At 71.3% G+C, this 24,682-nt stretch carries 24 protein-coding genes and 1 other RNA gene; 17 read left to right on the top strand and 8 right to left on the bottom strand.

What is annotated here, in order from left to right:
• Positions 1–60: 60 nt before the first annotated feature.
• Positions 61–1,008 (bottom strand): tRNA pseudouridine(55) synthase TruB, encoded by a 948-nt coding sequence (truB, locus tag DFI_RS04530; RefSeq protein ID WP_027462106.1) that lies wholly within the window; start codon positions 1,006–1,008, stop codon positions 61–63.
• Positions 1,009–1,135: 127 nt separating this feature from the next.
• Between truB and DFI_RS04535 the strand changes: the two genes are divergently transcribed.
• The 4 genes from DFI_RS04535 to rnpB all read left to right on the top strand — a co-directional run bounded on the left by DFI_RS04535 (position 1,136) and on the right by rnpB (position 3,366).
• On the top strand, positions 1,136–1,732 hold the full coding sequence (locus DFI_RS04535) for a TetR/AcrR family transcriptional regulator (RefSeq protein ID WP_027462107.1): 597 nt from the start codon (positions 1,136–1,138) through the stop codon (positions 1,730–1,732).
• Between the two features lie 56 nt (positions 1,733–1,788).
• Positions 1,789–2,160 (top strand): hypothetical protein, encoded by a 372-nt coding sequence (locus tag DFI_RS04540; protein ID WP_027462108.1) that lies wholly within the window; start codon positions 1,789–1,791, stop codon positions 2,158–2,160.
• Complete coding sequence (locus DFI_RS04545; RefSeq protein WP_027462109.1) at positions 2,157–2,912, top strand: pseudouridine synthase; 756 nt, start codon at positions 2,157–2,159, stop codon at positions 2,910–2,912. Before DFI_RS04540 ends, DFI_RS04545 begins: the two co-directional genes overlap by 4 nt.
• Before the next feature lie 29 nt (positions 2,913–2,941).
• Positions 2,942–3,366: RNase P RNA component class A (gene rnpB / locus DFI_RS04550), an RNA gene on the top strand.
• Positions 3,367–3,426: 60 nt separating this feature from the next.
• Here the strand turns inward: rnpB and DFI_RS04555 are convergent.
• On the bottom strand, positions 3,427–3,786 hold the full coding sequence (locus tag DFI_RS04555; protein WP_022799860.1) for a DUF423 domain-containing protein: 360 nt from the start codon (positions 3,784–3,786) through the stop codon (positions 3,427–3,429).
• A gap of 371 nt (positions 3,787–4,157) precedes the next feature.
• Between DFI_RS04555 and mraZ the strand changes: the two genes are divergently transcribed.
• From mraZ to DFI_RS04590, 7 genes are all read left to right on the top strand, one after another.
• Positions 4,158–4,589 carry a division/cell wall cluster transcriptional repressor MraZ gene (mraZ, locus tag DFI_RS04560; protein WP_022799859.1) on the top strand — a complete coding sequence of 144 codons (432 nt, stop codon included), beginning with the start codon at positions 4,158–4,160 and terminating at the stop codon, positions 4,587–4,589.
• Positions 4,590–4,594: 5 nt separating this feature from the next.
• Positions 4,595–5,494 (top strand): 16S rRNA (cytosine(1402)-N(4))-methyltransferase RsmH, encoded by a 900-nt coding sequence (gene rsmH, locus DFI_RS04565; protein WP_027462110.1) that lies wholly within the window; start codon positions 4,595–4,597, stop codon positions 5,492–5,494.
• Positions 5,491–5,892 (top strand): hypothetical protein, encoded by a 402-nt coding sequence (locus DFI_RS04570; RefSeq protein ID WP_244940314.1) that lies wholly within the window; start codon positions 5,491–5,493, stop codon positions 5,890–5,892. The genes rsmH and DFI_RS04570 overlap by 4 nt, the downstream gene beginning before the upstream one ends.
• Before the next feature lie 70 nt (positions 5,893–5,962).
• Complete coding sequence (locus DFI_RS04575; RefSeq protein WP_022799856.1) at positions 5,963–7,312, top strand: peptidoglycan D,D-transpeptidase FtsI family protein; 1,350 nt, start codon at positions 5,963–5,965, stop codon at positions 7,310–7,312.
• A 477-nt stretch (positions 7,313–7,789) separates the two neighbouring features.
• Positions 7,790–8,335, top strand: coding sequence for an RlpA-like double-psi beta-barrel domain-containing protein (locus DFI_RS04580; RefSeq protein WP_022799855.1), 546 nt, complete (start codon positions 7,790–7,792; stop codon positions 8,333–8,335).
• A gap of 79 nt (positions 8,336–8,414) precedes the next feature.
• Positions 8,415–9,614 (top strand): ABC transporter permease, encoded by a 1,200-nt coding sequence (locus tag DFI_RS04585; RefSeq protein ID WP_027462112.1) that lies wholly within the window; start codon positions 8,415–8,417, stop codon positions 9,612–9,614.
• A 124-nt stretch (positions 9,615–9,738) separates the two neighbouring features.
• On the top strand, positions 9,739–10,758 hold the full coding sequence (locus DFI_RS04590) for a DUF4384 domain-containing protein (RefSeq protein WP_022799853.1): 1,020 nt from the start codon (positions 9,739–9,741) through the stop codon (positions 10,756–10,758).
• A 69-nt stretch (positions 10,759–10,827) separates the two neighbouring features.
• Here DFI_RS04590 and DFI_RS04595 read toward each other — a convergent pair whose 3' ends face one another.
• Together DFI_RS04595 and DFI_RS04600 are read right to left on the bottom strand one after the other, a co-directional pair.
• On the bottom strand, positions 10,828–12,000 hold the full coding sequence (locus DFI_RS04595) for an acetyl-CoA C-acetyltransferase (RefSeq protein ID WP_027462113.1): 1,173 nt from the start codon (positions 11,998–12,000) through the stop codon (positions 10,828–10,830).
• Between the two features lie 68 nt (positions 12,001–12,068).
• The gene (locus tag DFI_RS04600) at positions 12,069–13,418 is read right to left on the bottom strand and encodes an ArsB/NhaD family transporter (RefSeq protein ID WP_051307473.1); all 1,350 of its coding nucleotides are present in this window, start codon (positions 13,416–13,418) and stop codon (positions 12,069–12,071) included.
• A gap of 152 nt (positions 13,419–13,570) precedes the next feature.
• Between DFI_RS04600 and DFI_RS04605 the strand changes: the two genes are divergently transcribed.
• The 6 genes from DFI_RS04605 to DFI_RS04630 all read left to right on the top strand — a co-directional run bounded on the left by DFI_RS04605 (position 13,571) and on the right by DFI_RS04630 (position 19,618).
• Positions 13,571–14,395 (top strand): alpha/beta hydrolase, encoded by an 825-nt coding sequence (locus DFI_RS04605; protein ID WP_027462115.1) that lies wholly within the window; start codon positions 13,571–13,573, stop codon positions 14,393–14,395.
• A gap of 175 nt (positions 14,396–14,570) precedes the next feature.
• Positions 14,571–15,206 carry a phage holin family protein gene (locus tag DFI_RS04610; protein WP_081425726.1) on the top strand — a complete coding sequence of 212 codons (636 nt, stop codon included), beginning with the start codon at positions 14,571–14,573 and terminating at the stop codon, positions 15,204–15,206.
• Positions 15,203–16,387: a hypothetical protein gene (locus DFI_RS04615; RefSeq protein ID WP_051307475.1), complete on the top strand. Its 1,185-nt coding sequence runs from the start codon at positions 15,203–15,205 to the stop codon at positions 16,385–16,387. The genes DFI_RS04610 and DFI_RS04615 overlap by 4 nt, the downstream gene beginning before the upstream one ends.
• A 105-nt stretch (positions 16,388–16,492) precedes the next feature.
• Positions 16,493–16,897, top strand: coding sequence for a Fur family transcriptional regulator (locus DFI_RS04620; protein ID WP_022799847.1), 405 nt, complete (start codon positions 16,493–16,495; stop codon positions 16,895–16,897).
• A gap of 316 nt (positions 16,898–17,213) precedes the next feature.
• Positions 17,214–18,584, top strand: a complete 1,371-nt coding sequence (locus DFI_RS04625) for an O-acetylhomoserine aminocarboxypropyltransferase/cysteine synthase family protein (protein ID WP_043776967.1) — start codon at positions 17,214–17,216, stop codon at positions 18,582–18,584.
• Complete coding sequence (locus DFI_RS04630) at positions 18,581–19,618, top strand: homoserine O-acetyltransferase family protein (RefSeq protein ID WP_244940315.1); 1,038 nt, start codon at positions 18,581–18,583, stop codon at positions 19,616–19,618. Before DFI_RS04625 ends, DFI_RS04630 begins: the two co-directional genes overlap by 4 nt.
• A 46-nt stretch (positions 19,619–19,664) precedes the next feature.
• Here the strand turns inward: DFI_RS04630 and DFI_RS04635 are convergent, their stop codons facing one another.
• The 4 genes from DFI_RS04635 to purH form a co-directional block, all read right to left on the bottom strand.
• The gene (locus DFI_RS04635) at positions 19,665–20,957 is read right to left on the bottom strand and encodes a glycosyltransferase (protein WP_027462116.1); all 1,293 of its coding nucleotides are present in this window, start codon (positions 20,955–20,957) and stop codon (positions 19,665–19,667) included.
• A gap of 42 nt (positions 20,958–20,999) precedes the next feature.
• Positions 21,000–22,109 (bottom strand): glycosyltransferase family 4 protein, encoded by a 1,110-nt coding sequence (locus tag DFI_RS04640; RefSeq protein WP_043776969.1) that lies wholly within the window; start codon positions 22,107–22,109, stop codon positions 21,000–21,002.
• Complete coding sequence (locus tag DFI_RS04645; protein WP_027462117.1) at positions 22,106–23,002, bottom strand: bifunctional 5,10-methylenetetrahydrofolate dehydrogenase/5,10-methenyltetrahydrofolate cyclohydrolase; 897 nt, start codon at positions 23,000–23,002, stop codon at positions 22,106–22,108. The genes DFI_RS04640 and DFI_RS04645 overlap by 4 nt, the downstream gene beginning before the upstream one ends.
• A 72-nt stretch (positions 23,003–23,074) precedes the next feature.
• The gene (gene purH / locus DFI_RS04650) at positions 23,075–24,622 is read right to left on the bottom strand and encodes a bifunctional phosphoribosylaminoimidazolecarboxamide formyltransferase/IMP cyclohydrolase (protein WP_027462118.1); all 1,548 of its coding nucleotides are present in this window, start codon (positions 24,620–24,622) and stop codon (positions 23,075–23,077) included.
• Between the last annotated feature and the right edge of the window lie 60 nt (positions 24,623–24,682).

Below are 24,682 nucleotides of genomic sequence, written 5' to 3' on the forward strand. Positions count from 1 at the left end.
GGCATGGCGCGGTTCCGGGTGCCGGTCCCATGAAGGCGCACTGAGGTTCTGTCAGTCAATTCAGGTGGGATCGTTCCAGACGCGCACGACCTTCAGCTGCGCGCCGTCGCCGTCCACCACGGCCACCAGCGCACCTGCCAGCGTCACCACGTGACGGCCCTGGGCGGGGTGCGCCGGGCGTTTGCCCTGCCGCAGTTCCCGGGCCAGCCGCTCGTCCGCCTCGATCACCGGGAAATCCAGGGCCGCGAGGTCCGGAATCCCAGCGGCGCCGGGCAGGTCCTCCACGCTCACGGCGTCCCGCAGGCTGTAGCGGCCCACCCGCGTGCGGACCAGGCCGCCCAGGTGCGCGGGCACGCCCAGCGCCGCGCCCACGTCCCGCGCGAGCGAGCGCAGGTACGTGCCGCTGCCCACGCTCGCCCGCACCAGCAGGGTGGGGAAGGCGCCCAGCGGGTCCGGCAGCGTGAACGTCCGGCCCGCAGCGGCCCCGGCGTCCACCGGCGTCCAGGTGTGCGGGTCGAAGGTGCGGGGAGCGTCCTGCACGCTGGCGTACACGCCCAGCAGGTCCAGGGCGTGAATCACGATGCTCCGCGCCGGCAACTCCAGCGCCCCACCCGAGCGGGCCACCGCGTACGCCCGCTGCCCCCCCACCTGGATCGCGCTGTACTGCGGCGGCACCTGCTGCTGCGGGCCCACGAAGGGCGCCAGCACCTCCCGCACCCGCTCCGGGTCCAGCGGGGGCACGGGCGCGGTGGCGTCCACCGGGCCCTCGGCGTCCAGGGTGGGCGTCCCGGCGCCCAGGCTGATCCACGCGAGGTAGTCCTTGCTGTCGTGCTCCATGAACTGCACGACCTTCGTGCTGTCGTCCACGCACAGCACCAGCACCCCGGTCGCCAGGGGGTCCAGGGTGCCGGTGTGCCCCACCCGCCGGGTGCCCCGGGCCCGCCGCGCCCGGTTCACGACGTCGTGCGAGGTGAGGTGCAGGGGCTTGTCCACGGCGATCACGGGCATGCCGGGAGGCTAGCAGAGTCGGCCGCGGGCCTCTGGCTTGGGGGGCGCAGGCGTTCCGCAGCCCCCGCCGCCCTCAGCTCTGAACACGTTCATTTTCTTGCCTGCCGGGCGCTATGCTCCGGCCACCGTGACGCGCCGTGACCGCCACAAGCAGGAGCGCCTGGACCGCATCCGCGCGGCCGCCTGGGACCTCTTCCGCACGCAGGGGTACGAACACACCACCATCCGCCAGATCTCCGAGCGGGCGGACGTGGCCGTCGGCACGGTGAACGTCCTGGGCGGCAGCAAGGCCAGCCTGCTGATCTCCCTGTTCCAGGCGGCCATCGAGGACCGCCTCCGGGAGTTTCGGGTGGACGCCGCGGCCCCACTGGAGGACCGCCTCTACGACTGCCTGAACTTCTTCCTGTGCTTTTACGAGGCCCAGCCGGACCTAGCGCGGCACTTCATGCGCGAAACCCTGTACGGGGACCGCACGCCCGAGGAACGCGGGGAGGAACTGGCCCGCATCGACGCCCTGATGGGCCTGATCTCCGGCTGGCTGACCCAGGAACAGCAGGCCGGCCGCGCCCGGGCCGACGTGGAGCCCCTGCTGTTCAGCCAGACGGTGTTCGCCCTGTACCTGCTGACGCTGCAGAGCTGGCTGGCCGGGTTGTACCCGCTGAATGACCTGCGCGCGACCCTGCGGCGGGGCCTGCAGGCGACCGTCCTGGCGCTGCGTCCCTGAGCGGCGGTCAGCCTGACCCGGCGCCTCCCCCGGGCCGGCGGCTTACACTGTCGGGCGTGTTGCGTGCCGCGTTCTGGCTGACCGCCCTGATCTTCCTGCCTGTGGGCCTGTTCCTGTACTTCCTGCCGGTGGACGTCCAGCTGGCCCTGGGGGTGTCGCCCATGTGGCTGGCGCGCGTCGCGGGCGGCATCCTGACCGTCTGGGGCGTGTTCCTGTTCGCGGCGAGTGCCGCGCCCGACCTGGTGAAGACCGGCGCCCTGGTGGGCGCGAACCTGCTCACGGTCGCCACGCTGCTGCCGGCGCTGCTGCGCACCGGGGAGCAGATGCCGGATGGGCTGCGTCTGGCGCTGCTGGGCCTGACCGGCCTGCTGGGCCTGCTGGCGGTGGTGGCGATCTTCGCGTTCCCCAGCCGCCGGTACCGCCTGTGAGCGGGGAGCGCCTGCAGAAGCGGCTGGCGCGGGCGGGCGTGGCGTCCCGCCGCGCGGCGGAGGCGATGATCGAGGCCGGGCGCGTCACCGTGAACGGCGTGACCGCCCGGCTGGGCCAGACGGTCACGGACGCCGACGACATCCGCCTGGACGGCCAGCTGATCGAGACGGACGCCGCGCCGAAACGCACCTTCGCGCTGTACAAACCGCGCGGGTACGTCACCACCGCCGCTGACGAGTACGGCCGCAGGAACGTGCTGGACGCCATGCCCGCCATTCCCGGCCTGCACCCGGTGGGCCGGCTGGACCGGGACTCGGAGGGGCTGCTGCTGCTCACCACCGACGGTGACCTCACCCTGACCCTCACCCACCCGCGCTACGGGCACGAGAAGGCCTACCGCGCCTGGACCGAGGGCGAACCGGACGACGCGACCCTGCAGGCCCTGCTGGACGGCGTGGACCTGGAGGACGGCCCCGCGAAGGCCCTGAGCGTCAGCCCCGCGCGGGACGGGCTGTTCATCGTGCTGGCCGAGGGCCGCAAGCGGCAGGTGCGACGCATGCTGGACGCCGTGGGCCACCCGGTGACGCGCCTGATGCGCTACCGCGTGGGCGGCCTGTGGCTGGCGGACATGGACGTCGGCGAGTACCGCGAACTGGACGACCGGGACCTGCGGGACCTGCTGCACCCGGAGCAGACGCCGCCGCAGGTGTGGCAGCGGCAGTGGGAGCGCATTCAGCGCCGCTGGGGCTGAGCGGGCCTGGGCTGGTATACTGGTTCTTTGCGGGGGAATGCTCGGTCGCGCCCTGGTGTGAATCAGGGTGAGGAAAGTCCGGGCACCGCAGGGCAGGATGCCAGCTAACGGCTGGTCGGCGAGTCCAGCGCCCACGCGCGCACCACGCGCGCGGGAAGGCGGCGAAGCCGAAGGACAGTGCCACAGAAACCAGACCGCCTGCCGCGTGACGCCCGTGGTGCCGGGCGCGGCAGGTCAGGGTGAAACGGTGCGGTAAGAGCGCACCAGATTCCCGGGAGACCGGGAGTGCTGGTAAACCCCATCCGGTGCAAGACCCGACAGTACGGCAGGGTGGCCCGCCCGTCATGACCGTCAGGATGGTCGCTTGAGGCGCGTGGTGACACGCGTCCCAGAGAGATGACCGCGCAGCTGCGAAAGCGGCGGACAGAACCCGGCTTACAGTTCCCCCGCACCACCTGACACCGCCCTGGCTGATTGGCCAGGGCGGCGTTCTTGCTGTCTGGATGAACCTGCCTCAGCGGCGCCGGGCGTCCAGGGCCGCGAGCACGAACCCTGCGATCATCAGGGCCCCGCCGACCGGCGTGACGGCCCCCAGCCAGCGCGCGCCGGTCAGCGCCATCAGGTACAAGCTGCCGCTGAAGATCACGCTGCCCAGCAGCAGCGGCCAGCCCGCGCGGCGCTGCCCGGTCTGCGTGCCCAAGGCCAGCAGCGCCAGCGCGGCGTACATCTGGTAGCGCACGGCGGTCTCGAAATTGGTGAGCAGGGCCGGGTCCAGGCGGGTTTTGAGGGCGTGGGCTCCGAAGGCGCCCAGCGCGACCCCCAGGGCGGCGAGCAGAGCGCCGGCGGCGGTGAGGTTCAGGGAGGGGCGAGTCATGCCGGTCAGGGTACGGGTGCGGTGGGGGAGAAGGGTCCCGGTGGGGGAGAGGTGGGAGAACAGCGTGGCGCATCGGGACCAGCCCCACCTGGGCATCCAAAAGTGGTAATTTGCTGTCAGGAACGGCATGAACGGCCGTTCCCACCCCCTGAGAACCTGCCGGTCTGGACCCTGCCCCGGGGGACACGAGTGGGGAAAGTGGGAAGCCGGTGGGGGGAATTGGGGGGAAAAGTGGGAATCGGTGGTAAATCGTGGTAGGGCTTGTTACACTCGTTGTGCAGCCTGAAAGCCCACGTCATCGTTCATTTCGGGCTGCCTGACCCGGGCCGGACCATCCAGCGTGGTGGGACCCCGTGGGAAAAGGAGCACCATTGCCGTTCGGCGAGTATCCCTACACCATCGACGACAAGGGCCGTGTGGTCATCCCACCGCCGTTCCGGGAATTCGTCGAGGACGGGATGATTCTCACGCGCGGCATGGAAGGCTGCCTGTACGTCTTCCCGCTCGCCAGCTGGAAGCGCGTGGAAGAGCAGCTCGAAGGCCTGCCCCTCACGGACGCCGAATCCCGCGCGTTCGTGCGTTTCTTCTACTCCGGGGCGAACAAGGCGCGGCTGGACAACCAGAGCCGCGTGTCCATCCCCCAGACGCTGCGCGCCTTCGCCGGCCTGGACGGCGGGGACGTGATCGTGGCCGGCGCCCCGGGCCGCCTGGAGCTATGGAACCCGCAGCGCTGGGACGACGCGATCAGCGCCGTGCAGGCCACCCCACCCAAACCTGACCTCCTCGCCAACTTCGTGGCGTAACCAACATGACCCACCCTGACCCCACCCCCCCCACCCTCACCCACACCTCCGTCCTGGCCCAGGAAGTCCTGGACGCCCTGCAACCCGCGCCCGGCAAGGTCATCGTGGACGGCACCCTCGGCGGCGCCGGCCACACCCGCCTGCTGCTGGACCGCGGCGCCCGCGTGATCGGCATCGACCAGGACCCCTACGCCCTGACCCGCGCCCGCGAGGCCGACCTGCCCGGCCTGACCACCCTGGAAGGCAACTACCGCGACATGGTGAGCCTGCTCGCCGGAATCGGCGTGACGCAGGTGGACGGCATCCTGCTGGACATCGGCGTGAGCAGCTTCCAGCTCGACGACGCCGAGCGCGGCTTCTCGTACCACACCGAAGCGCCCCTGGACATGCGCATGAGCCAGCAGGGCGAATCCGCGGCCGACGTGGTGAACACCTACGACGCCGAGGACCTCGCCGCGATCATCTACGAGTACGGCGAGGACCGCCTCTCGCGCCGCATCGCCCGCGCCATCGTGACCGAACGCGAGAAGGCCCCCATCGAGACGACCGTCCGCCTCGCCGAGATCATCAAGCGCGCCTACCCGGGCTTCTCCAAGGGCATCCACCCCGCACGGCGGACCTTCCAGGCGCTGCGCATTCACGTGAACGACGAACTCGGCGCGCTGCGGGACGGCCTGAGCGCCGCCGAGACGCTCCTTACGCCCGGCGGGCGGCTCGCGGTGATCAGCTTCCACTCGCTGGAGGACCGCATCGTGAAGCGCTTCCTGCTGAGCAGCGCCGCTCTGACGCCCCTCACCAAGCGGCCCCTGATCGCCAGCGACGAGGAGCAGGCCGCCAACCCCCGCGCCCGCAGCGCGAAACTCCGCACCGCCGAACGCGCCCCCCACCCCGGCGGTGATGCGTGACCCGCCGCTTCACCCCCGCCCTGCCCCGGCTGGAGCAACTGGACCTGACCTTCAACACCTGGCGGGGCCGCTCGGTGCGGTACGTGCTGATCTACCTGGCGCTGAGCGTCGTGCTGGTCGGCACGCGCTACGCCACTCAGCAGATTCGCCCGGACCTGCGCGCCATGCAGGATCGGGAAGCGGCCCTGATCAGCGAACGCGACCAGCTGCAGCTGAGCGTGCAGGCCCTGCACACCCCCCAGGCGGTCCGCGAGTGGGCGTTCGCCAACGGCATGCGCCGCTTCGCCGAGGCGCGCAAGACGACCGCCAACATCGCCCCCATTCCCCCGCCCGCCCAGGCGGGCCCGCCGCCCACGCCGCCGGAACGCCGCGTGCAGGTGAGGACCGAATGGAAGTGACGCCCCGCCCTGCCCCCCACCAGCCTGCCCTGAACACCGCCCGACTCCCCGCGACCGAAGTGAGGCCCCCATGGAAGTGAAAATCCACCGACGCTCCCGGCTGATGCAGGCGCTGTCCCTGATCCTGTTCCTGCTGCTGGTCGGCGCGTACGCCCAGCTGGAATGGCGCGTGCCGCAGACGGTGCGCCAGAGTGTCGTGCAGGGCCGCGGCGCGATCCTGGCCTCGGACGGCACCGTGCTCGCCCGCAGCGTGGACGGCAAGCGGGTGTACCCGCAGGGCGTGCTGGCCGGGCAGGTCGTGGGCATGATGGGCGCCAGCGCCGGCCTCGAGGGCCTGGAGTACTCCTACAACAGCCAGCTCGAGGGCGGCGAGGACCTGAAACTCACCCTGGAACCCCGCACGCAGGCGGCCGCCGAGTCGGCCCTCGGGAAGGCGGTCGTGAAACACCGCGCCGAGTACGGGTCGGTCGTGGTGATGGAAACCCGCACCGGGCGCCTGCTGGCCGCCGCGAGCTACCCGCCCTTCGACCCCAACAACTGGCGCAGCTACAGCCGCGAGGCGATCCGCAACCGCCCCTTCCTGGACGTGTACGAGCCCGGCTCCGTCATCAAGGGTCTGGTGGTGGCCGCCGCGATCAATGAGGGCCTCACCACGCCCACCACGCAGTACGACACGCCCATGCGCCGCTACGTGGGTGGGCGCTGGGGCAGCACCATCAACGACGCCGTGGCCCACCCGCCCGTCCTGACCACCAAGCAGGTACTGCGCTACAGCAGCAACGTGGGCATGACGCACATCGTCGAGCAGTTCCCGAACGAGGGCCTGCGCAACTACCTGCTGGAGTACGGCTTCGGGCGGGACGTGAGCATCCCCACTGTGATGACCGCCACCGGACGCCTGCAGCCGCTGCGCAACTGGGGGGACCTGGTGCGCGCCACGAACGCGTTCGGGCAGGGCATGGACACCACCACCCTGCAACTCGCGGCTGCCTACAACGCCCTGGCGAACGACGGGCGCTACGTTTCCCCGCGGCTGGTGGAGGACGCCGGGCGGCTGGAGCAGCGCGAGGTGATCCGGCCCGACTCGGCCCGCACGACCCGCGCGATGCTGCAGGCCGTGATCGATGAGGGCATTCCCGGGCAGGCGGGGCTGGCCGGGTACGCCCTGGCCGGGAAGACCGGCACGGCGCAGGTCGTGGTGGGCAAGCGCTACTCCGGCGAGATCTACAACAGCGTGTTTGCCGGGTTCTTCCCGGCCGATGCGCCGCGGGTGACGGTGGCAGTCATGGTGCACGGTGCGAAGGTGGACCACCACGGATCGCAGACGGCCGCCCCGATCTACCGGGACATCGCCGCGGAGATCCTGTCCGGCTGGGGCACGATTCCGGCCGCCAAGGCCCCGGAAACCAATAATGAGTGATCTGTGAGCTGATCGGCTGACATTCCCATGGACTTTGGCCCGCCTTGCTTCCCTCTCAGGGGAACAGGCGGGTCAAACGTGTTCTGGCTTACCGGATGTAGGCCATGTGGCCCGTCATGCGGACGAATGAGGCGCTGGTGAGGTCGTGAGGTTTTCCTCATCGTGAGAAACTAAATGAGGCCATTAGAACTTGTCTCATTTAAAGATATCCGATAAAAACGAATTTTTTACACATAGAAGGTAAATCAATGCTCAAAATGAGAGCATTAAAATGAGTTTAGAAAAGCCATTTTATCATAAACTTGCCATTTTGACCCCCTAGCCTCATTCAGGAAATCAATGGTTCGTTGAGCCACCCCCAACCGAGGCCCAAGTGCGATTCCCGCCCGCCTCCCGGTGGCCCCAGCGAACCGCCCCTCTGTTTCACCTCATTCCCACCCATCACGGGAGTGCCCCGGCACTTCCGCAGGAGACCCCATGACCTTTACCCTCCGACGCCTGGCCGCCACCCTGCTGGCCACCGTACTGACCCTCGCCTCCGCCACCCCCGCCCTGCCCAGCAGCACCCTGGCGACCGACGCCGTGCGCGACGCCATCACCGCCATCGCCAACGCTCCCACCCCCGCCCAGGACGCCCGCGCCGCCGCCATCGCCCAGGCCGCCACGCAGGTCAGCGCGCCCATCGCCGCGACCCGCAGCACCGGCCGCAGCGCCGTGGTGCGCGCCACCGCCTACAACAGCCTGGCCGCCCAGACCGACAGCACCCCCTTCATCACCGCCACCGGCACCCGCGTCCGCAACGGCGTGGTGGCGCTGAGCCGCGACCTGCTGCGCCTGTTCCCCTACGGCACCCGCATCACCATCCAGGACCTGAGCGGCCGCTACAACTTCGGCAACCAGGTGTTCATCGTGGAAGACACCATGGCCGCCCGCAAGGTCAACAGCCTGGACATCTGGATGCCCAGCCGCAACCAGGCCCTGCAGTTCGGCGCCCGCAGCGTGCGCATCACCGCCGTCCGCTGAACCCCCCGCCTTCCCTGAGCGCCGCCCCGGACCCCGAGGCGGCGCTTTGCTGTGGCCCCCTGCTATGCTCCGCAGGCGCATGGCCCGCCCCACCCCCGCTCCCACTCCCGCCGTCCGGACCTGGCCGCTCGCCTGGACCCTGGCGAGCGCGCACCTGCGGCGGCGGCGCACGCAGAACGTCCTGACCATTCTGGGCATCGCGGTGGGTGTCATGGCCCTGATCGCGGCGCTGAGCCTCACGAACGGCTTCACCGGCGCCCTGATCGACGCGACCCTGCGGGCCAGCCCTCACCTGAGCGTGACCGCCTTCCGGCCCGCCGGCCCCGACCCGGAGCTGGAACGCGCGCTGCGCGGCGACGCTCGGGTGCAGGCCTTCACGCCCTTTCTGGCGGACAAGGGCCTGCTGACCCGGCCGGCCACGGACGGGCGGGCCGCCGGGGTGGACTTCACCACGCTGTTCGGCGTGCCCGGGCAGGGCAGCCGCGTGCTGGAACTGCGCGAACCGGAACGCAGCCAGCTCGCCACCCTGAAAGACGGCGAGGTGCTGCTGGGCAGCGCCCTGGCCCGCAGCGTCGGGGCGTTCACGGGAGAGGAGGTGCGGCTGCTGAACAGCACGCAGCGCCGCACCACGCTGACCGTGCGGGGCGTGTTCAGCACCGGCAACTACCTGATCGACAGCGCCTACGCCTTCACCACGCTGAACACCCTGCAGGACCTGCAGCAGACCCGCACCATCACCGGGTACCAGCTGCGCCTGCACGACCCGCAGACCGCCCGCGCGGTCGGCCGGGACCTGACCCTGAACCGCAACTACGCCGCGCTGCCCTGGCAGAACCTGTACGGCACGCTGCTGCAGCAGCTGGACCTGCAGAAGAAGGTCATCGGGTTCGTGGTGTTCCTGATCGTGGTCGTGGCCGCGTTCGGGATCGCGAACGTCCTGACCCTGGCGGTGTTCGAGAAGACGCAGGAGATCGCCATTCTCCGCGCGGTCGGCGCCACCCGCGCCCTGATCACCCGGGTGTTCCTGCTCGAAGGCCTGATCCTGGGCCTGGGCGGGCTGCTGCTGGGCAACCTGCTGGGCCTGGGCATCAGCGCGTACTTCACGGTGCGGCCCTTCCAGCTGCCCGGCGACCTGTACTTCATCACGGCCCTGCCGGTGGAGGTGCGCCTGACGGACCTGCTCGGCGTGAACACCCTGGGCCTGGTGACCACGCTGCTCGCCGCCCTGATCCCGGCGCGGCGCGCCGCGAACATCGAACCGGCCCGTATCATCCGCTGAAGAGATGCGGTTCCTGACCGGACTGTTCAGACCTGATCCGTGCCTGAACCACAATTAACGTTCCGTGCCGGCCGGCTCATGGCCGGTCAAGATGACCCCACTAGGCTGCGGGCAGGAGGAACCCATGAAAAAGATCCTGATGATTCCCGCTGCCATGCTCCTTAGCACGGCCGCCGCCGCCCCGAAGATCAGCGCCCAGAGCATCATCGTGAACCCCACCCAGCCCGACCTCAAGGTGAGCGTTCGCGTGGACAAGGACACCAGCGGCAGCCAGAACCCCGCCTACCGCGTCGGTGAGAAGATCAGCATCAGCACGACCGTCAACCGCGACGCCTACGTGTACCTCTTCAACGTCAACCCCGACGGGACCGTCGACCAGATCCTGCCCAACAAGCTGGGCGGCGACAACTTCGTCAAGGCCAACACCACCCGCGTGTTCCCGGCCGCCGACGACAAGTTCACCTTCGACATCCAGGGCCCCATCGGCCAGAACAAGGTCCTGGCGCTCGCCAGCCTGACGCCCCTGAACCTGGAGCAGATCAGCCAGTTCAAGACCGCGCAGGACACCTTCGCGACCGTGACCGCCAAGACCCAGGCCGGCTTCGCGCAGGCGCTGAGCATCGTCGTGAACCCCCTGCCCCAGAACAGCTGGGTCAGCGACACCGCCTTCTACACCGTCGCCTCCCGCGCCCAGATCAGCACCGGCAGCCTGTTCGTCGGCACGAACGTGAACAACGCCACCGTGATTCTGAACGGCCAGCGCCTCGGCGGTGCGAACGTCACCTACAGCAACCTGCGTCCCGGCACGTACCCCATCCGCGTGCAGGCCGCCGGCTACCGTGACTTCACCACCACCATCACCGTGCGGGCCAACACCACCACGAACGTGAACGTGGAATTCGCCCAGGCCACCACCCCCGCGCCCGTCGTCAGCACCTACACCGTCGCCATCCGCAGCAACGTGAACGGCGCTCGCGTGTTCGTGGACGGCCGCGAGGTGGGCGTGATCGCCAACAACGGCCTAAACGTACAGCTGAGCGGCGGCCAGCACGAGATCGTGATGATCGCCCCCGGCTACCGCACCAGCGTCGGCACGTACACCGTGACCCGCAACGCGCAGCTGACCATCAACGCCAGCCGCTAATCCTGAGCCGGACCAACTGTGCCACCCCCGCCGAAGCCGGCGGGGGTGTTTTCTTTGCCCTGCTGTTGTTCAGCCGCGGGCACGGACCACCATGGCGATCCCCATGCCGCCGCCGATGCACAGGCTCGCCACCCCGGTCTCCTTGCCCATGCGCCGGAGCTGATGCACCAGCGTGACCAGCACGCGCGCGCCGGACGCGCCGATGGGGTGGCCCAGCGCCACCGCGCCGCCCGTGACGTTCACGCGCGCCGGATCGGCCTTCAGGTCCCGCACGACCGCCAGGGACTGTGCGGCGAAGGCCTCGTTCAGCTCGAAGAGGTCGACGTCCGCCACGCCCAGTCCGGCGCGGTCCAGCGCGATCGGCACGGCCTTCGCCGGCCCGATCCCCATGACCGCCGGGTCCACGCCGATCGCGGCGTAGCTGGCGATCTCGGCCAGCACCGGCAGCCCGTGTGCCTGCGCGTACTCCTCGGAGGCGACCAGCAGCATGGCGGCGCCGTCGTTGATGCCGCTGGCGTTCCCGGCCGTGACGGTCCCGTCCTTCTTGAAGGCCGGCTTCAGTTTCGCCAGGGCCTCCAGGGTGGTCGCGCGCGGGTACTCGTCGCGCTCGAAGATGGTCGTGCCCTTGCGGCCCGGCACCTCCACCGGCACCAGCTCGTCGGCGAAATGCCCGGCGTCCAGCGCCGCCGCGGCCCGGGTCTGGCTTTCCAGCGCGAAGGCGTCCTGCTCCTCGCGGGTCAGATTCCACGCCTCGGCGACGTTCTCCGCGGTGATGCCCATGTGGTAGTCGGCGAACACGTCCGTCAGGCCGTCACTCAGGATGCTGTCCAGCGCCTGCGCGTGCCCCAGGCGGTAGCCCTCGCGGGCGCGGGGCAGCAGGTACGGCGCGCGGCTCATGGATTCCGTGCCGCCCGCGAGGTACACCTGACCGTCCCCGGCGCGGATGCCCTGCGCGGCGCTCACGACCGCCTGCAGGCCGCTGCCGCACACGCGGTTCACGGTGAGGCCCGGCACGTGATGCGCCAGCCCCGCCCCGATCGCCACCTGCCGGGCCACGTTCATGCCCTGCCCGGCCTGCAGCACGTTCCCCACGATCACGTCGGCGATGTCGTCGCCGTTCACGCCGTCCAGCACTGCCCGGGCCGCCGTCACGCCCAGCTGCGCGGCCGACACGTCCTTCAGGCTGCCCAGGAAACTCCCGATGGGGGTGCGTTTGGCGGCCACGATCACCAGTTTCGTCATGCCCTGAAGTGTAACGGGCGGGTGTCACAGCGGCGCCCGCGCCGGGTGTCACCGCCGCGGGACGCGGCCTACGCGGTGAGCCGGTACACGGCCCAGTACAGCAGCAGGGCCACGCTGGTCGTGACCACCGCCACCGGCGTGCCGTAGCGCATGAACGCCCCGAAGCCCATGGGATGCCCCTCGCGGCGCGCGATGTCGGACACCACGATGTTCGCCGACGCGCCGATCAAGGTGAGGTTCCCGCCCAGGCACGCGCCCAGCGACAGCGCCCACCACAGCGGGTCCAGCGCGGCCCCGCCGGCGCCCTGCATCTCGCGCAGCACGCCCGCCATGCTGATTGTGAAGGGAATGTTGTCCACGAACCCGCTGATCAGCGCGCTGCCGAACCCCACCAGCAGGATGCCGCGCCCCACGTCCCCGCCGATCACACCGGTCATCGCCTGCGCCACCGTGGTGAACACCCCGGCGTGCTCCAGTGCGCCCACCACCACGAACAGCCCCATGAAGAACAGCAGCGTCGTCCACTCCACGCTCTCGAACAGTTCCGCCGGGTTCAGGTCGGCGATCAGCATCAGGAACGTGCTGGTGGTCAGGGCGATCAGGCCGGCCTCCAGGCCGAGCGGGTGCCCCACCATGAACAGAAGGAGCGTCACCCCGAACACCGCCAGCGCCTGCCGCATCAGCCGCGCGTCGGTCTTCACCGGGGTGGGGTCGGTCAGCACCCGGCGCAGGTTGTCCGCGTCGAAGGTTCCGGCCAGCGCGCCGCTGCGGCGCATCATCAGGTGCATCATGCCCACCGCGAGCACGGTCACGACGGCCGCGTACGGCGCGACGTTCACCAGGAAATCCCCGAAGCCCTTGCCGGCCACCGAGCCGATGATGATGTTCGGCGGGTCGCCGACCAGCGTGGCCGTGCCGCCCGTGTTGCTGGCGATGATCACCGCGATCAGGTAGGGCAGGGGCTTGAGGCCCAGCCGCGTGACCACCGTGACCACCACCGGCGCCATGAACAGCACGGTCGTCACGTTGTCCAGGAAGGCGCTGAACGCCGCGGTGAGCAGGCTGAACACCCACAGCACCCGCACCGGCTCGCCGCGCGTGACCAGCAATGCCCGCCGCGCGACCAGCTCGAAGAACCCGCTGCGGGACAGCACGTTGACGATGTTCATCATGCCGAACAGCAGGAAGATCGTGTTGAAGTCGATGGCCCCCCACGCCTGATCCGGCGTGAGCAGACCCAGCAGCATCACCGCGCAGGCGCCGAGCAGCGCCGCGACGGTGCGGTGCACGTACTTTTCCAGCAGGATCATCAGGTACGTCAGGCCGAACAGCGCGAGGGCCAGCGTGGTGACCTGCCCCGCACTCAGGTGCAGGCCGAGCGAGTCCAGCAGGGAGGGGTGGGCAGGGGAGTCATGCATCAGGGCACCGTCCAGGGCAGCAGGGGAAGGCTCAAAGCAAAGGAGGAGTCTGCGCAGAACAGACTCCTCCAGGTCGGCGTATGGTCGCCGGCACCCGCCCCGAAAGGCAGCGTTACGCTCCCACTGTACCAGCCCTTCACTACACTGCACGCATGCAACCACAGGACTGGACGGTGCCCGGGGCGCCCGTGAAGGGGTACGTGTGGCCGGCCGCCCCGGAGCGCGGCGCGGTGCTGCTCTCCCACGGCGTCGGCGAGTACGCCGCGCGCTACGTCGAGCGGTACCACGCCCTGATTCCCGCCCTGGTCGCGCGGGGCTACAGCGTGTACGCCTTCGACCACCGTGGGCACGGGCAGTCGCCGGGCCGGCGCGCCGTGGTGGACCTGAACGACCTCGTCGAGGATCACCTCAGGGCCCGGGAGGCGCTGCGGGGTCTGACCGTGCCGGTGTTCGCGTTCGGGCACAGCCTGGGCGGGCTGGTCACCGCCGCCAGCGCCAGCCGCGACCCGCGCGGCCTGGCCGGCGTGATCCTCTCCAGCCCGGCGCTGCTGGTCGGGCAGGAGGAACCCGCCTGGCTGAAGAAACTCGCGCCGCTGCTGGCCCGGGTCGCGCCCGCCCTGCCCGTGAACGCCCTGAGCACCGCGCACCTGTCCCGCCTGCCCGACGAGGTCCAGGCGTACGAGGCCGACGAGCAGGTCTTTCACGGCAAGGTCCGCGCCCTCACCGCCGCGAGCCTGCTGGGCCTCAGCGAGCGCCTGTGGGACATGTACCCCCGCTGGACGCTGCCCACCCTGACCGTGCACGGCGAGGCAGACCGCATCACCGACCCGCGCGGCAGCCGCCGGTTCCACGACCTGATCGCCAGCCCCGACAAGGAACTGCACCTGGAAGCGGGCGGGTACCACGAACTCCTGAACGACCTGCCGCGCGAGCAGGTGCGCGCCCGCCTGCTGGACTGGCTGGACGCCCGCACCTGAGCCGCGCCCCCTTCCAGCCCGCGCGGGTGCCCGGACACGCATGAGCCCGCTGGGGACGGCGGCTTCAGGTTTCCTTGTCGCAGCCTGCCCGCCCGGGGCCGGATTGACTATGCTGCGCTGAGAGTCAAGGGCGGCGCGCGGCGGGTTGCGGCGCGCCCGCCCACCGGAGGAACGCATGGAAGAACGCAAGAGCATGGGAACGGCCCTCGTCGACGTGTTCGACGCCGGGGTGACCCTGGTCAAAGCAGAAGTGAATGGTGTGGCCCGCAAGGTCGGGGACGTCGCCAAGGCCAAGGGGCTGGGCGCCGTGATCCTGCTCGCCGCGGTCGGGCCGCTGATCCTGGGCCTGATCTTCCTGATCCTCGCCCTGTTCTACCTGCTGATGCTGTGGCTGCCCGCCTGGGGCGCCGCCCTGGTGATCGCCCTGCTCAGCCTGGCCGTCACCGCCGGCCTGATCATGTTCGGCCTGAAGAAACTCAGCGCCGAGGTGGACACCAGCGAACCCCTGCTGCACCGCGACGAGATCGCCTGGGCCGACCAGGGCAGCCCCAGCGTGACCTTCGGTCAGAGCGCCGCCGAGACCACCACCGTGAGCACCACCACCTACGCCGCCCACGCCACGCCCGACGCGGCCAGCACGACCACCTACGCGGCCACCACCGGCACGGAGGTCACGGACGATATCCGGGTGGTTGACCGGTCCCGCACCGCCCACACCCACCCCACCCCCGGAACGCCCGAGGTGCCCGGCGTGCCCGTCAGCACCGAACCGACCTACCGGGACGACATGCGCCGCGGAGGCAACGCATGAACGGCAAGCACGACCACGTCCCGCCCCACGTCACCACCGAACGCGAACTGATCACCGAGCGCGAGGCCGCCCGTGAACGCCTGCGCGCCAGCGTGGACACCCTGGCGCAGCAGGCCAACCTGCACGTGCAGATGCAGAAAGACCCCCTGAAGATGATCGGCGGCGCGTCCGCGGTCGGGGCGGTCCTGGGCCTGATGATGGGCCGCCAGATGCGCCGCACGAAGAAGATCTACGTGGACGCCGACAGCCCCGCCAAGTACCAGAAGGCCCTGATCAAGGCGCAGAAAAGCCAGAAGGGCGGCGGGGTCGGCGGCGCCCTGGTCGCCACGCTCGGCACGCTGGCCGTGAAGACGCTCACCGAGCGCGTCATCACGCCCCGCCTGGAGCAGCTCTCCACGTCCCTGCTCGACCGGGCCGGGCAGGCCCCCGCAGCCGGGCCGCGCGCCGCTCTGGACCGCGGACAGCAGGTCACCTTCACCGAGGTGGACCGCGTGACCGGCCGCCCCGCCACCTTCGACAAACCCGTCACCGGCCCGGTCACCCTGACCACCGGCGAGGGCGGGCAGGTCGTCGTGAAGGAAGGCCGCACGCCCGTCCACTCGTCCGCAGCCACCGCCGCCTTCCTGAAAGAGCCCCAGGGCGGGGAGGACCACCGCCCAAAAGCTGACGCGCCGGGCCTCCACACGAGTGGACGTCCGGCGCATGCCAGCCACGACCGGAGCGGTACAGTGACGGCCGTGAGTCCCGTTACCCCCACCCACCCCGGGGTCGTGCCCATGCCCGAGAGCCAGGTCGAGGCCAAGGCCGTCGGCACCGCCATCCCGGACACCGACCGCCGCAATCCCACCGCCTCCGCGGCTCTGCCCGGCGGGCAGACGCCCCACAGCACCGGCGCGACCGGCCCCGCTGTTACCCCCCGCCACGCCGGCGTGGTCAGCATGCCGGACAGCCAGGTGGACGCCAAGGCCACCGGCACGGCCATCGATCCGCTGCACCGCAGCAACCCGAACGCCGGCCCCGTCACCCGCCCCGGAACGGGCGCAGTGGGCACCGGACCCACCGGCCCGGTCGTGACCCCCGCGCACGCCGGCGTGGTGCGCATGCCGGACAGCCAGGTGGAGGCGAAGGCCAGCGGCACCCCCATCGCCGGGGACGAGCGCGGCAACCCCAACGCCCGCTGACCTGGGTTCCACCCTGAATCCGGCGCCCCGCCCCCTGTGGCTGCGGGGCGCCTGTTCGTGGCGCGCGCCCCGGCCGGTTGCGGGGGCGTTTGCTACCCTGGGCACGTGCCCTCCGCCCGTCCCTCCACCCGCACCACCCGCCAGCGCGACGAGATTCACCGCGTGCTGACCACCGCGCCGGGCCCCCTGACCGTCACCGAGATTCACGCGCAGGCGCAGCGGGACCTGCCGGCCCTGGGCATCGCCACGGTGTACCGCACCCTGAAGCTCCTCACCGACCAGGGCCTGATCCATCCGGTCATGCTGGACGGCGAGACGCTGTATGAGGCGAGCGGCCGCGGTCACCACCACCACTTCAGCTGCCGCCGGTGCGGCCGCGTGTTCACCCTGCAGACCTGTCCGGTCAGCCTGCCGCGCGGCACGGTGTTCGCCGGCGGGTTCGTGGTGGACGCCCACGAACTTACCCTGTACGGCCTGTGCCCCGACTGCGCCGCCCTGCCCCCCGCCTGACCTGACCGGACAACCCCGCCGCCCGGCCCTTGCACGCCCCCGCACCGGGGCGGTACTCTCCGCATAGCTCCCGCGTGGAGCGACCCACTTCAGAGCGCCCGAGAGACCTGGCTCCACGACGGCGCGGCAACCGGACCTCATCACGTCACGGTGCCAAGGCCAGCCCCCGCACGTTCACGATGATCACTGCGCGGGGACCGAGCGGGAAGAGGACACGCGGATGACCATCTGGCGCCCCCTTCTCTTCAGACCCACCGAAGAAGGGGGCGCCCCTGTACCGGGGCCGCTCCCACCCCCCCACCGAGGAGGGCGGCCCATGCCCCATTCCCACAAGACCACCCCGCGTTTCGAGACCCTGCAGGTGCACGCCGGCCAGCGCCCCGACCCCGCCACCGGCGCGCAGGCGGTGCCCATCTACGCCACGAACAGCTACGTGTTCGAATCCCCCGAGCACGCCGCGCAGCTGTTCGGGCTGCAGGCCTTCGGGAACATCTACAGCCGCATCCAGAACCCCACCACCGCCGTGTTCGAGGACCGCGTCGCCGCGCTCGAAGGGGGCGTGGGCGCACTGGCCGTGTCCAGCGGGCACGCCGCGCAGTTCCTGGCGATCACCACCCTGGCGCAGGCCGGGGACAACATCGTCGCCAGCCCCAACCTGTACGGCGGGACCGTCAACCAGTTCCGCGTAACGCTGAAACGCCTGGGCATCGAGGTGCGCTTCACCGGCCGCGATCAGCGCTCCGAGGAGTTCGCCGCCCTGATCGACGACCGCACCCGCGTCGTGTACTTCGAGACGCTCGGCAACCCCGGCCTGGACGTCCCGGACTTCGAGGGCATCGCGCGGGCCGCCCACGCGCGCGGCGTGGCCGTGATCGTGGACAACACCTTCGGCGCCGGCGGGTACTACTGCCAGCCGCTCAGGCACGGCGCGGACATCGTGACCCACAGCGCCAGCAAATGGATCGGCGGGCACGGCAACGGCATCGGCGGCGTGATCGTGGACGGCGGCACCTTCGACTGGGGCAGCGGCCGCTACCCCCTGATGACCGAGCCCAGCCCCAGCTACCACGGCCTGAACTTCTGGGAGACCTTCGGCACCGGCAACCCGCTCGGCCTGCCGAACATTGCGTTCATCATCCGCGCCCGCACCGAGGGCCTGCGTGACTTCGGCACCACCCTCGCCCCCCAGCAGGCGTGGCAGTTCATCCAGGGCCTGGAAACGCTGAGCCTGCGCGCCGAACGCCACGCGCAGAACACCCTCGCGCTGGCCGGCTGGCTCGCCACGCACCCTGACGTGAGCCGCGTCACTTATCCCGGGCTGAGCAACCACCCGCATTACGACCGGGCCCAGCATTACCTGCCGCGCGGGGCCGGCTCCGTCCTCACCTTCGAACTCAAGGGCGGCCGGGCGGCCGGCGAGGCCTTCATCCGCAGCGTCACGCTCGCTCAGCACGTCGCGAACGTCGGCGACACCCGCACCCTGGTCATCCACCCCGCCAGCACCACCCACAGCCAGCTCGACGAGCTCACCCAGACGGCCGCCGGCGTCACGCCCGGCCTGATCCGGGTGTCGGTGGGCATCGAACACATCGACGATATCCGCGAGGACTTCGCCCAGGCGCTCGTCGCCGCCCACGACGGCCCCGCCGCACCGCAGGAGGCCGCGCCCGCCGGAGCCGGAGCGTGACCGCCCTGACCCGCCCCGCCCCCACCCGGCCCGCCCCGCCCGTCACCACCCCGGAAGGCGGCCGCGCCCCCGAGCCCCAGCCGGCCCCCGTCACCACCGGCACCGCCACCCTGTTCCGCACCACGCCGCTGCTTCTCGACTGCGGGCAGCCGGTCAACGACATCCGCCTGCGGTACCACACCTACGGCACCCCCCGCCCCGAGGCCACCCTGGTCCTGCACGCCCTGACCGGCACCAGCGCCGTGCACGACTGGTGGCCAGACTTCCTCGGCCCCGGCCGGCCCCTGGACCCCCAGGAGCAGTACGTCGTGTGCGCCAACGTCCTGGGCGGCTGCGCCGGCAGCACCGGCCCCGCCGACCTGCCCCGCGTGAACGGCGGCGACCCGCCCCTCACCCTGCGCGACCTCGCCCGCGCCGGACGCGCCCTGCTGGAGCACCTGGGCGTGCAGCGCGTGCGCGTGATCGGCGCCAGCATGGGCGGCATGCTCGCCTACGCCTGGCTGCTGGAATGCCCGGACCTCGTGGACCGCGCCGTGATCATCGGCGCGCCCGCCCGGCACAGCCCCTGGGCGGTCGGCCTGAACACTGCCCAGCGCGGCGCCATCCGCGCCGCCCCCGGCGGGGAAGGCCTCAAGGTCGCGCGGATGATCGCCATGCTCTCCTACCGCAGCCCCGAAAGCCTGGACGCCACCCAGGCCGGACAGCGCGTGCCCGGCGTGCCCGCCATCACCAGCTACCTGCACTACCAGGGCGAGAAACTCCACGCCCGCTTCTGCGAACGCACCTACTGCACCCTCACGCAGGCCATGGACGCCTTCCAGCCCACCGACGCCGAACTGCGATGTATCCAGGCGCCCGTGCTCGCCGTCGGCATCCGCAGCGACCAGCTGTACCCCGCCGCCGAAGTCCAGGGCCACGCCCGGCGCCTCCCGCAGGGCACCTACTGGGAACTGGACAGCCCCCACGGCCACGACGCCTTCCTGATGGACGCCCAGGACCTCCCCGGGCAGGTCCGCGCCTTCCTGAACGCCTGACTCCCCCAAGCCCGGGTGGGCAGGGGGAGTCAGGAACCTGCAGGCTTTACAGCGGGACGGTGGCCGGCGGTTCATCGTGCCGGACGCTCTTGTACCAGCTTTTCTCCCCGGTGGCGTGCCGGTAGAGGGCCAGCGGCAAGGACCACAAGGTCACGGCACTGAACACCGGCAGCGTCAGCATGATGTACACCACGGTCGTCCACGGCAGCTGCTTTTCCCGGCAGTAGCGCACGGCCCACTGCAACTGCATCAGGAGCGGCAGGCCCGACATGACCGTGCCCCACCACCCTGGCGTGGACAGCCCCGCCCCCGGCGTCCGGCGCCGCAGCGGCTGGGTCAGCAGGCTGAGGGTGAGCAGGGTGTTCAGCCAAGGCCCCAGGATCATGTACGTGAAGTCCAGCAGCGTCGCCGGATGGGACCGGCTGCGCAGCAGCCTGGGCAGGTACGGCAGGCACTCCATGGTGCCCTGAATCCAGCGGGCGCGTTGTTTCATGAAGGGCACCGCGTCGATCATGCCCTGCTGCCCGACCTGCGCGGTCAGCATCGCGATCCGGTTCTCGGGCCGTTCCAGCCGGATTTCCAGGGCGCTGCCGAAATCCTCCAGCAGCACGTCCGGCCAGGGCAGCACGCCCCGGTCCAGCTGCCGGGCCACGTAACTGGCGCGCATGCACTGCCCGTTCCCGGTCAGGGACGCCGTGCCGGCCGCATGCCGCACGCGCTGGTAATGCCCCAGGATGAAGTTCTCCAGGTCCTGCTGGACCAGCAGCACGCGGGCCAGTGCCCCATGCAGGCCCGGCAGCGCCCCGCCCGGCATCCGGTAACGCATCCAGCCCTGCGCGGCCATGACCTGAGGCGCCTCGAACGCGCCCCGCACCTGCGAGACGAACTCCGGCCCGATCCGGCCGTCCGCGTCGATGCCGACGAACACGACCCGCTCCAGGGCCCGCCCCGCCGCCCGGTACTCCCGCAGCAGCTGCTCCACCGCCCAGTTCATGGCCCGGCCCTTGTTCTGCCGGGCATTCGGGAACTCGCGGCGCAGCAGGCGCACCGACGGGTCCAGCGCGGCAAGGCGCCGCACGATGCCGTCAGTGCCGTCGTCGCTGGCGTCGTCGATCACGACCACCTCGGCGTCCGGGGCGGTCGCCCGCAGGTTCTCCACGGTCGCCTCGATCACCTGCGCCTCGTTCAGCGCGGGCACCAGGAACGTGAGCTGGGCGCCGGACCTCGACTCGGGGAGCCGCTGGGCGGGCATCAGGGCACTGGCCACCTGCTGAACGGCATACAGGCCGAACGAGACCATGCCCACGGCATCAATCAGTTTGAAGAGCTTCCTGAGCATAAAGTTCCTAGAGATACCACACGTCGCCCGGCGGGTCGGCCTTCAGGAGCGCCGCGCGCCGCCCGGGGACGCCTCACCGAGAACGTCCGCGACGAGCGCGGCGGTGTGGTGGATGGTGTGGTGGTCGAGCACGAACTGGCGGGCGTTGAGGCCCAGCTGCCGGGCCCGCTCCGGGTGGGCAGCGAGGGCCCGGAGGGCGGTGGCGAGCAACCGGGGCTGGGCGGGCACCAGCAGGCCGGTGTGGCCGTCCTGGACGAGTTCGGCCTGGGCGGGGATGGGGGTGGTGACGATGGGCAGGGCGCTGCTCATGGCCTCCAGGGTGACGAGGGACTGGTTTTCGGCGAGGGTGGGTTGCAGCAGGACGTCGGCGGCGCGGTACAGCTCGGGCATGTCCCAGCGCCGTCCCAGAAACCGCACGTTCCCCAGCCGCAGGAGCTTCTGGAGGCGGTGCGCGGCGGCGCCCAGCCCGGCGTCCTGGTCGCCCACGAACACGAAGTCCAGGTCCGGGGCGTGCCGGGCGGCGAGCAGCGCCGTGAGCTGGTTCTTCTCTGGCGCGAACCGGCCGGGAATCAGCACCGTGAAGCGCGTGAAGCCGTACTCGGAGCGCAGTGCCTCGCGTTCCCCGGGGTGGGCCGGGCGGAACCTCGTGGGGTCGGCGCCGTTCGTGACCTCGCCCACCTGCGGCAGCCCGAGCGGGCCGCGCAGGAACGCCCCGCCCCAGCGGGACACCGTGACCAGCCGGTCGGCGGTCCGCAGGGGCCGGGCCTTCGTGCGTCGGTAGATCTCGCGGTACAGCAGCCGCACCGGCGCGGGGTAGTGGTATTCCAGCTGGTCGTGCAGCACGGCCAGCCGCGGCGAGGCCAGCCGTGGCAGCAGCTGGCGGTAGGTGGCCGGCTCCCAGGCCTGCAGCACGCGCAGGTGGAAGGCCCGCGTGTGGTCCGGCAGCGTGGCGGGGTCGCCGAAGCGCTCCACCGGCACGCCGGCCGCCTGGAAGCGCCGGGCGAGTTCGTCCAGCGTGTCCCGGTCCGGCAGGAACACCGTCGGCTGCCAGCCGTGCGCGGGCAGCAGCGGCAGCACGTCCAGCAGCCAGACCTCGCTGCCGGCCACGCGCGGGGCGTCCGTGATGAAGGCCGCAGTCCGGGGGGCGGTCATTCGACGCGTTCTCCCCGCTGGAGTTTCACGGCGCGCACGAGGTTCTGGTACATCAGCGCGCCGGTCAGCGGGCCGACGCCGCCGGGCACGGGCGTCTGCGCGCGGACCGGCAGGTCGCGCTCGGCGTCGCCAGCCACGCCGGACTCCTGCACGTTGATGCCGGCGTCCACGATCACGTGGTGCGGCTGAACGTGCCCGGCCCGCAGCAGCCCGGCCCGGCCGACCGCGACCACCACGGCGTCCACGTCCGCGAGCACGCGCGGGAGGTCGCGGGTGTGCTCGTTGCACAGGGTGACGGTCACGCCGCGGTTGTTGAGCATGAAGGTCAGGGGCCGGCCCACCGTGCGGCCCGGGCCGATCACGGCCACGCGCCGGCCGCGCAGGTCGTCACCCAGCGCCTCGCGCAGCAGGAACCGCACGGACCGTGGCGTGGGCGGCAGCAGCGCCTCGGGCTCGCGCCCGGCGGCGATCAGGCCCAGGTTGCCGGGCGTGAGGCCCTCCACGTCCTTGCGGTGCGCGATGTGCAGCAGCGCCTCGTCGGCGTCCAGGCCGGGCGCGAGCGGGAGTTCCAGCACGATGCCGTGCACGGACTCGTCGGCCGAGAGTTCCCGCAGCGCGGCTTCCAGGTCGGCCTGGGTGACGGTCTCGCCCAGGTCCACCACGTGGAAGTCCAGGCCGAGCTTGCGGGCCTGCCGGGCCTTGCTCTGCACGTACACGCGCGAGGCCGGGTCGCTGGAGGCCAGCACGCTCACCAGCCGCGGCTGGAACGGTGGGGTCAGGGCCGCCCACTCGGCCAGGGCGGCGCGGACCTCGGCGGTCACGCGGTCGGCCAGGGGTTTGCCCGGCAGGGCGCGGGGCGGGGCAGGGGAGTCGGGGGGAGTGAAATCAGTCATGGCTGGGGGGGGCGGGGCGGCGCCCGCGGACGCTGCCCTTGAGCTTACCCCCGGGGTGGGGGAGGGCGCTCATCAGTGGCGGAAGTGGCGGGAGCCGGTGAAGACCATGCTGAGGCCCAGCTCGTTGCACGCGGCGATGACTTCCGGGTCGCGTTTCGCGCCGCCGGGCTGCAGGATGGCGGTCACGCCGGCCGCTGCCGCGAGGCGCACCACGTCGTCGAAGGGGAAGAAGGCCTCGCTGGACAGCACGGCGCCCTGCGCCCGCTCCCCGGCGTTCGCCACGGCCCGCTCGGCCGCCCAGATGCGGCTCACGGCGCCCGCCCCCAGGCCCACGGTCACGCCCTCCTTGGCCAGCACGACGGCGTTGCTGCGCGCGCCCTTGACCACGCCCCACGCGAAGCGCAGGTCTGCCCACTCCTGCTCGGTCGGCTGGCGCTCCGTCACCACTTCGGGGCACAGGTCGTCCCAGGGCCGCGCGTCGCGTTCCTGCACGGCGAAACCCCCGGTCAGCGGGCGGACGTCCAGCACGCTCACATTCTGCTCGGGCCCGGCGATCAGCACGCGCAGGTCGGGTTTCTTCTGCGCGAACCACTCCACCGCGTCCGGGGTGACGTCCGGCGCGATCAGCACCTCCAGGAACGTGCCGCGCATCGCCTGCGCCGCCGCGAAGTCCACGGCGCGGCTCACCGCGACCACCCCGCCGAACACGCTGAGGGTGTCGGCGTCCCGGGCGCGTTCCCAGGCCCCCGTCACGGTGTCCGCCACGGCCACGCCGCAGGGGTTGGCGTGCTTCACGGCCACGCACACCGCGCCGTCCGTCCCGGCCGCCTGTTCCTGCGCGGCCAGGTCCTGGCACAGCGCCCAGGCGGCGTCCGCGTCGGCGTAGTTGTTGAAGCTCATGGGCTTGCCGGCCACCACGCGGGCGTCCAGCACCGGCCCGCGCGCCGCGCCCCAGCGGTAGATGGCGCCGGGCTGGTGCGGGTTTTCTCCGTAACGCACCTCCGCCGCCTTGGTCAGGTTCAGGGTCAGGGCGTCGGGCAGTTTCGTGGGCAGGACGTCCGAGGCGCCCTCCAGGTACGCGGTGATGGCCGCGTCGTACTCGCTGGTGTGCCGGTAGGCCTTCGCCGCCAGCCGCCGCCTCTCGGCCGCCGGGACCTCGTCCTGCAGGGCCACGGCGTAGTCGGCCGGGTCCACCAGGACCAGCACGCCCTCGTGGTTCTTCGCCGCCGAGCGGATCATGGCCGGCCCGCCGATGTCGATGTTCTCGATCACGTCCGCGTCCGGCGCGCCGCGCGCCACCGTCTCCCGGAAGGGGTACAGGTTCACGCACACCAGATCGATGGTGCCGAAGCCCTGCCCGGCCAGCTCGTCCATGTGGGCCGTGCCGCGCCGCGCCAGGATGCCGCCGTGCACCGCGGGGTGCAGGGTCTTCACGCGGCCGTCCATCATCTCCGGGAAGCCGGTCACGTCACTCACCGCGCGCACCGGCACGCCCGCCGCCGACAGCGCCGCGAAGGTGCCGCCAGTGCTCAGCACCTCCCAGCCGCGCGCCGAGAGCGCCTGCGCGAACTCCACCACGCCCGTCTTGTCACTCACCGAGATCAAGGCCCGTTTCGTCATCCTGTCCTCCCTCCGTCCGGCGGGCCCGCGCCCGGCCGGCTGCATCAGAAACGATGGACA

The sequence above is a fragment of the Deinococcus ficus genome (genome assembly GCF_003444775.1).
Classification (GTDB): domain Bacteria; phylum Deinococcota; class Deinococci; order Deinococcales; family Deinococcaceae; genus Deinococcus; species Deinococcus ficus.

Bases quoted from the DNA above. Each gene is read 5' to 3' on its own strand.
- truB (WP_027462106.1), bottom strand. From the start codon at position 1,008: ATGCCCGTGATCGCCGTGGACAAGCCCCTGCACCTCACCTCGCACGAC.
- DFI_RS04555 (WP_022799860.1), bottom strand. From the start codon at position 3,786: ATGACTCGCCCCTCCCTGAACCTCACCGCCGCCGGCGCTCTGCTCGCC.
- rsmH (WP_027462110.1), top strand. From the start codon at position 4,595: ATGACCCACCCTGACCCCACCCCCCCCACCCTCACCCACACCTCCGTC.
- DFI_RS04575 (WP_022799856.1), top strand. From the start codon at position 5,963: ATGGAAGTGAAAATCCACCGACGCTCCCGGCTGATGCAGGCGCTGTCC.
- DFI_RS04580 (WP_022799855.1), top strand. From the start codon at position 7,790: ATGACCTTTACCCTCCGACGCCTGGCCGCCACCCTGCTGGCCACCGTA.
- DFI_RS04585 (WP_027462112.1), top strand. From the start codon at position 8,415: ATGGCCCGCCCCACCCCCGCTCCCACTCCCGCCGTCCGGACCTGGCCG.
- DFI_RS04590 (WP_022799853.1), top strand. From the start codon at position 9,739: ATGAAAAAGATCCTGATGATTCCCGCTGCCATGCTCCTTAGCACGGCC.
- DFI_RS04595 (WP_027462113.1), bottom strand. From the start codon at position 12,000: ATGACGAAACTGGTGATCGTGGCCGCCAAACGCACCCCCATCGGGAGT.
- DFI_RS04600 (WP_051307473.1), bottom strand. From the start codon at position 13,418: ATGCATGACTCCCCTGCCCACCCCTCCCTGCTGGACTCGCTCGGCCTG.
- DFI_RS04605 (WP_027462115.1), top strand. From the start codon at position 13,571: ATGCAACCACAGGACTGGACGGTGCCCGGGGCGCCCGTGAAGGGGTAC.
- DFI_RS04610 (WP_081425726.1), top strand. From the start codon at position 14,571: ATGGAAGAACGCAAGAGCATGGGAACGGCCCTCGTCGACGTGTTCGAC.
- DFI_RS04615 (WP_051307475.1), top strand. From the start codon at position 15,203: ATGAACGGCAAGCACGACCACGTCCCGCCCCACGTCACCACCGAACGC.
- DFI_RS04625 (WP_043776967.1), top strand. From the start codon at position 17,214: ATGCCCCATTCCCACAAGACCACCCCGCGTTTCGAGACCCTGCAGGTG.
- DFI_RS04635 (WP_027462116.1), bottom strand. From the start codon at position 20,957: ATGCTCAGGAAGCTCTTCAAACTGATTGATGCCGTGGGCATGGTCTCG.
- DFI_RS04640 (WP_043776969.1), bottom strand. From the start codon at position 22,109: ATGACCGCCCCCCGGACTGCGGCCTTCATCACGGACGCCCCGCGCGTG.
- DFI_RS04645 (WP_027462117.1), bottom strand. From the start codon at position 23,002: ATGACTGATTTCACTCCCCCCGACTCCCCTGCCCCGCCCCGCGCCCTG.
- purH (WP_027462118.1), bottom strand. From the start codon at position 24,622: ATGACGAAACGGGCCTTGATCTCGGTGAGTGACAAGACGGGCGTGGTG.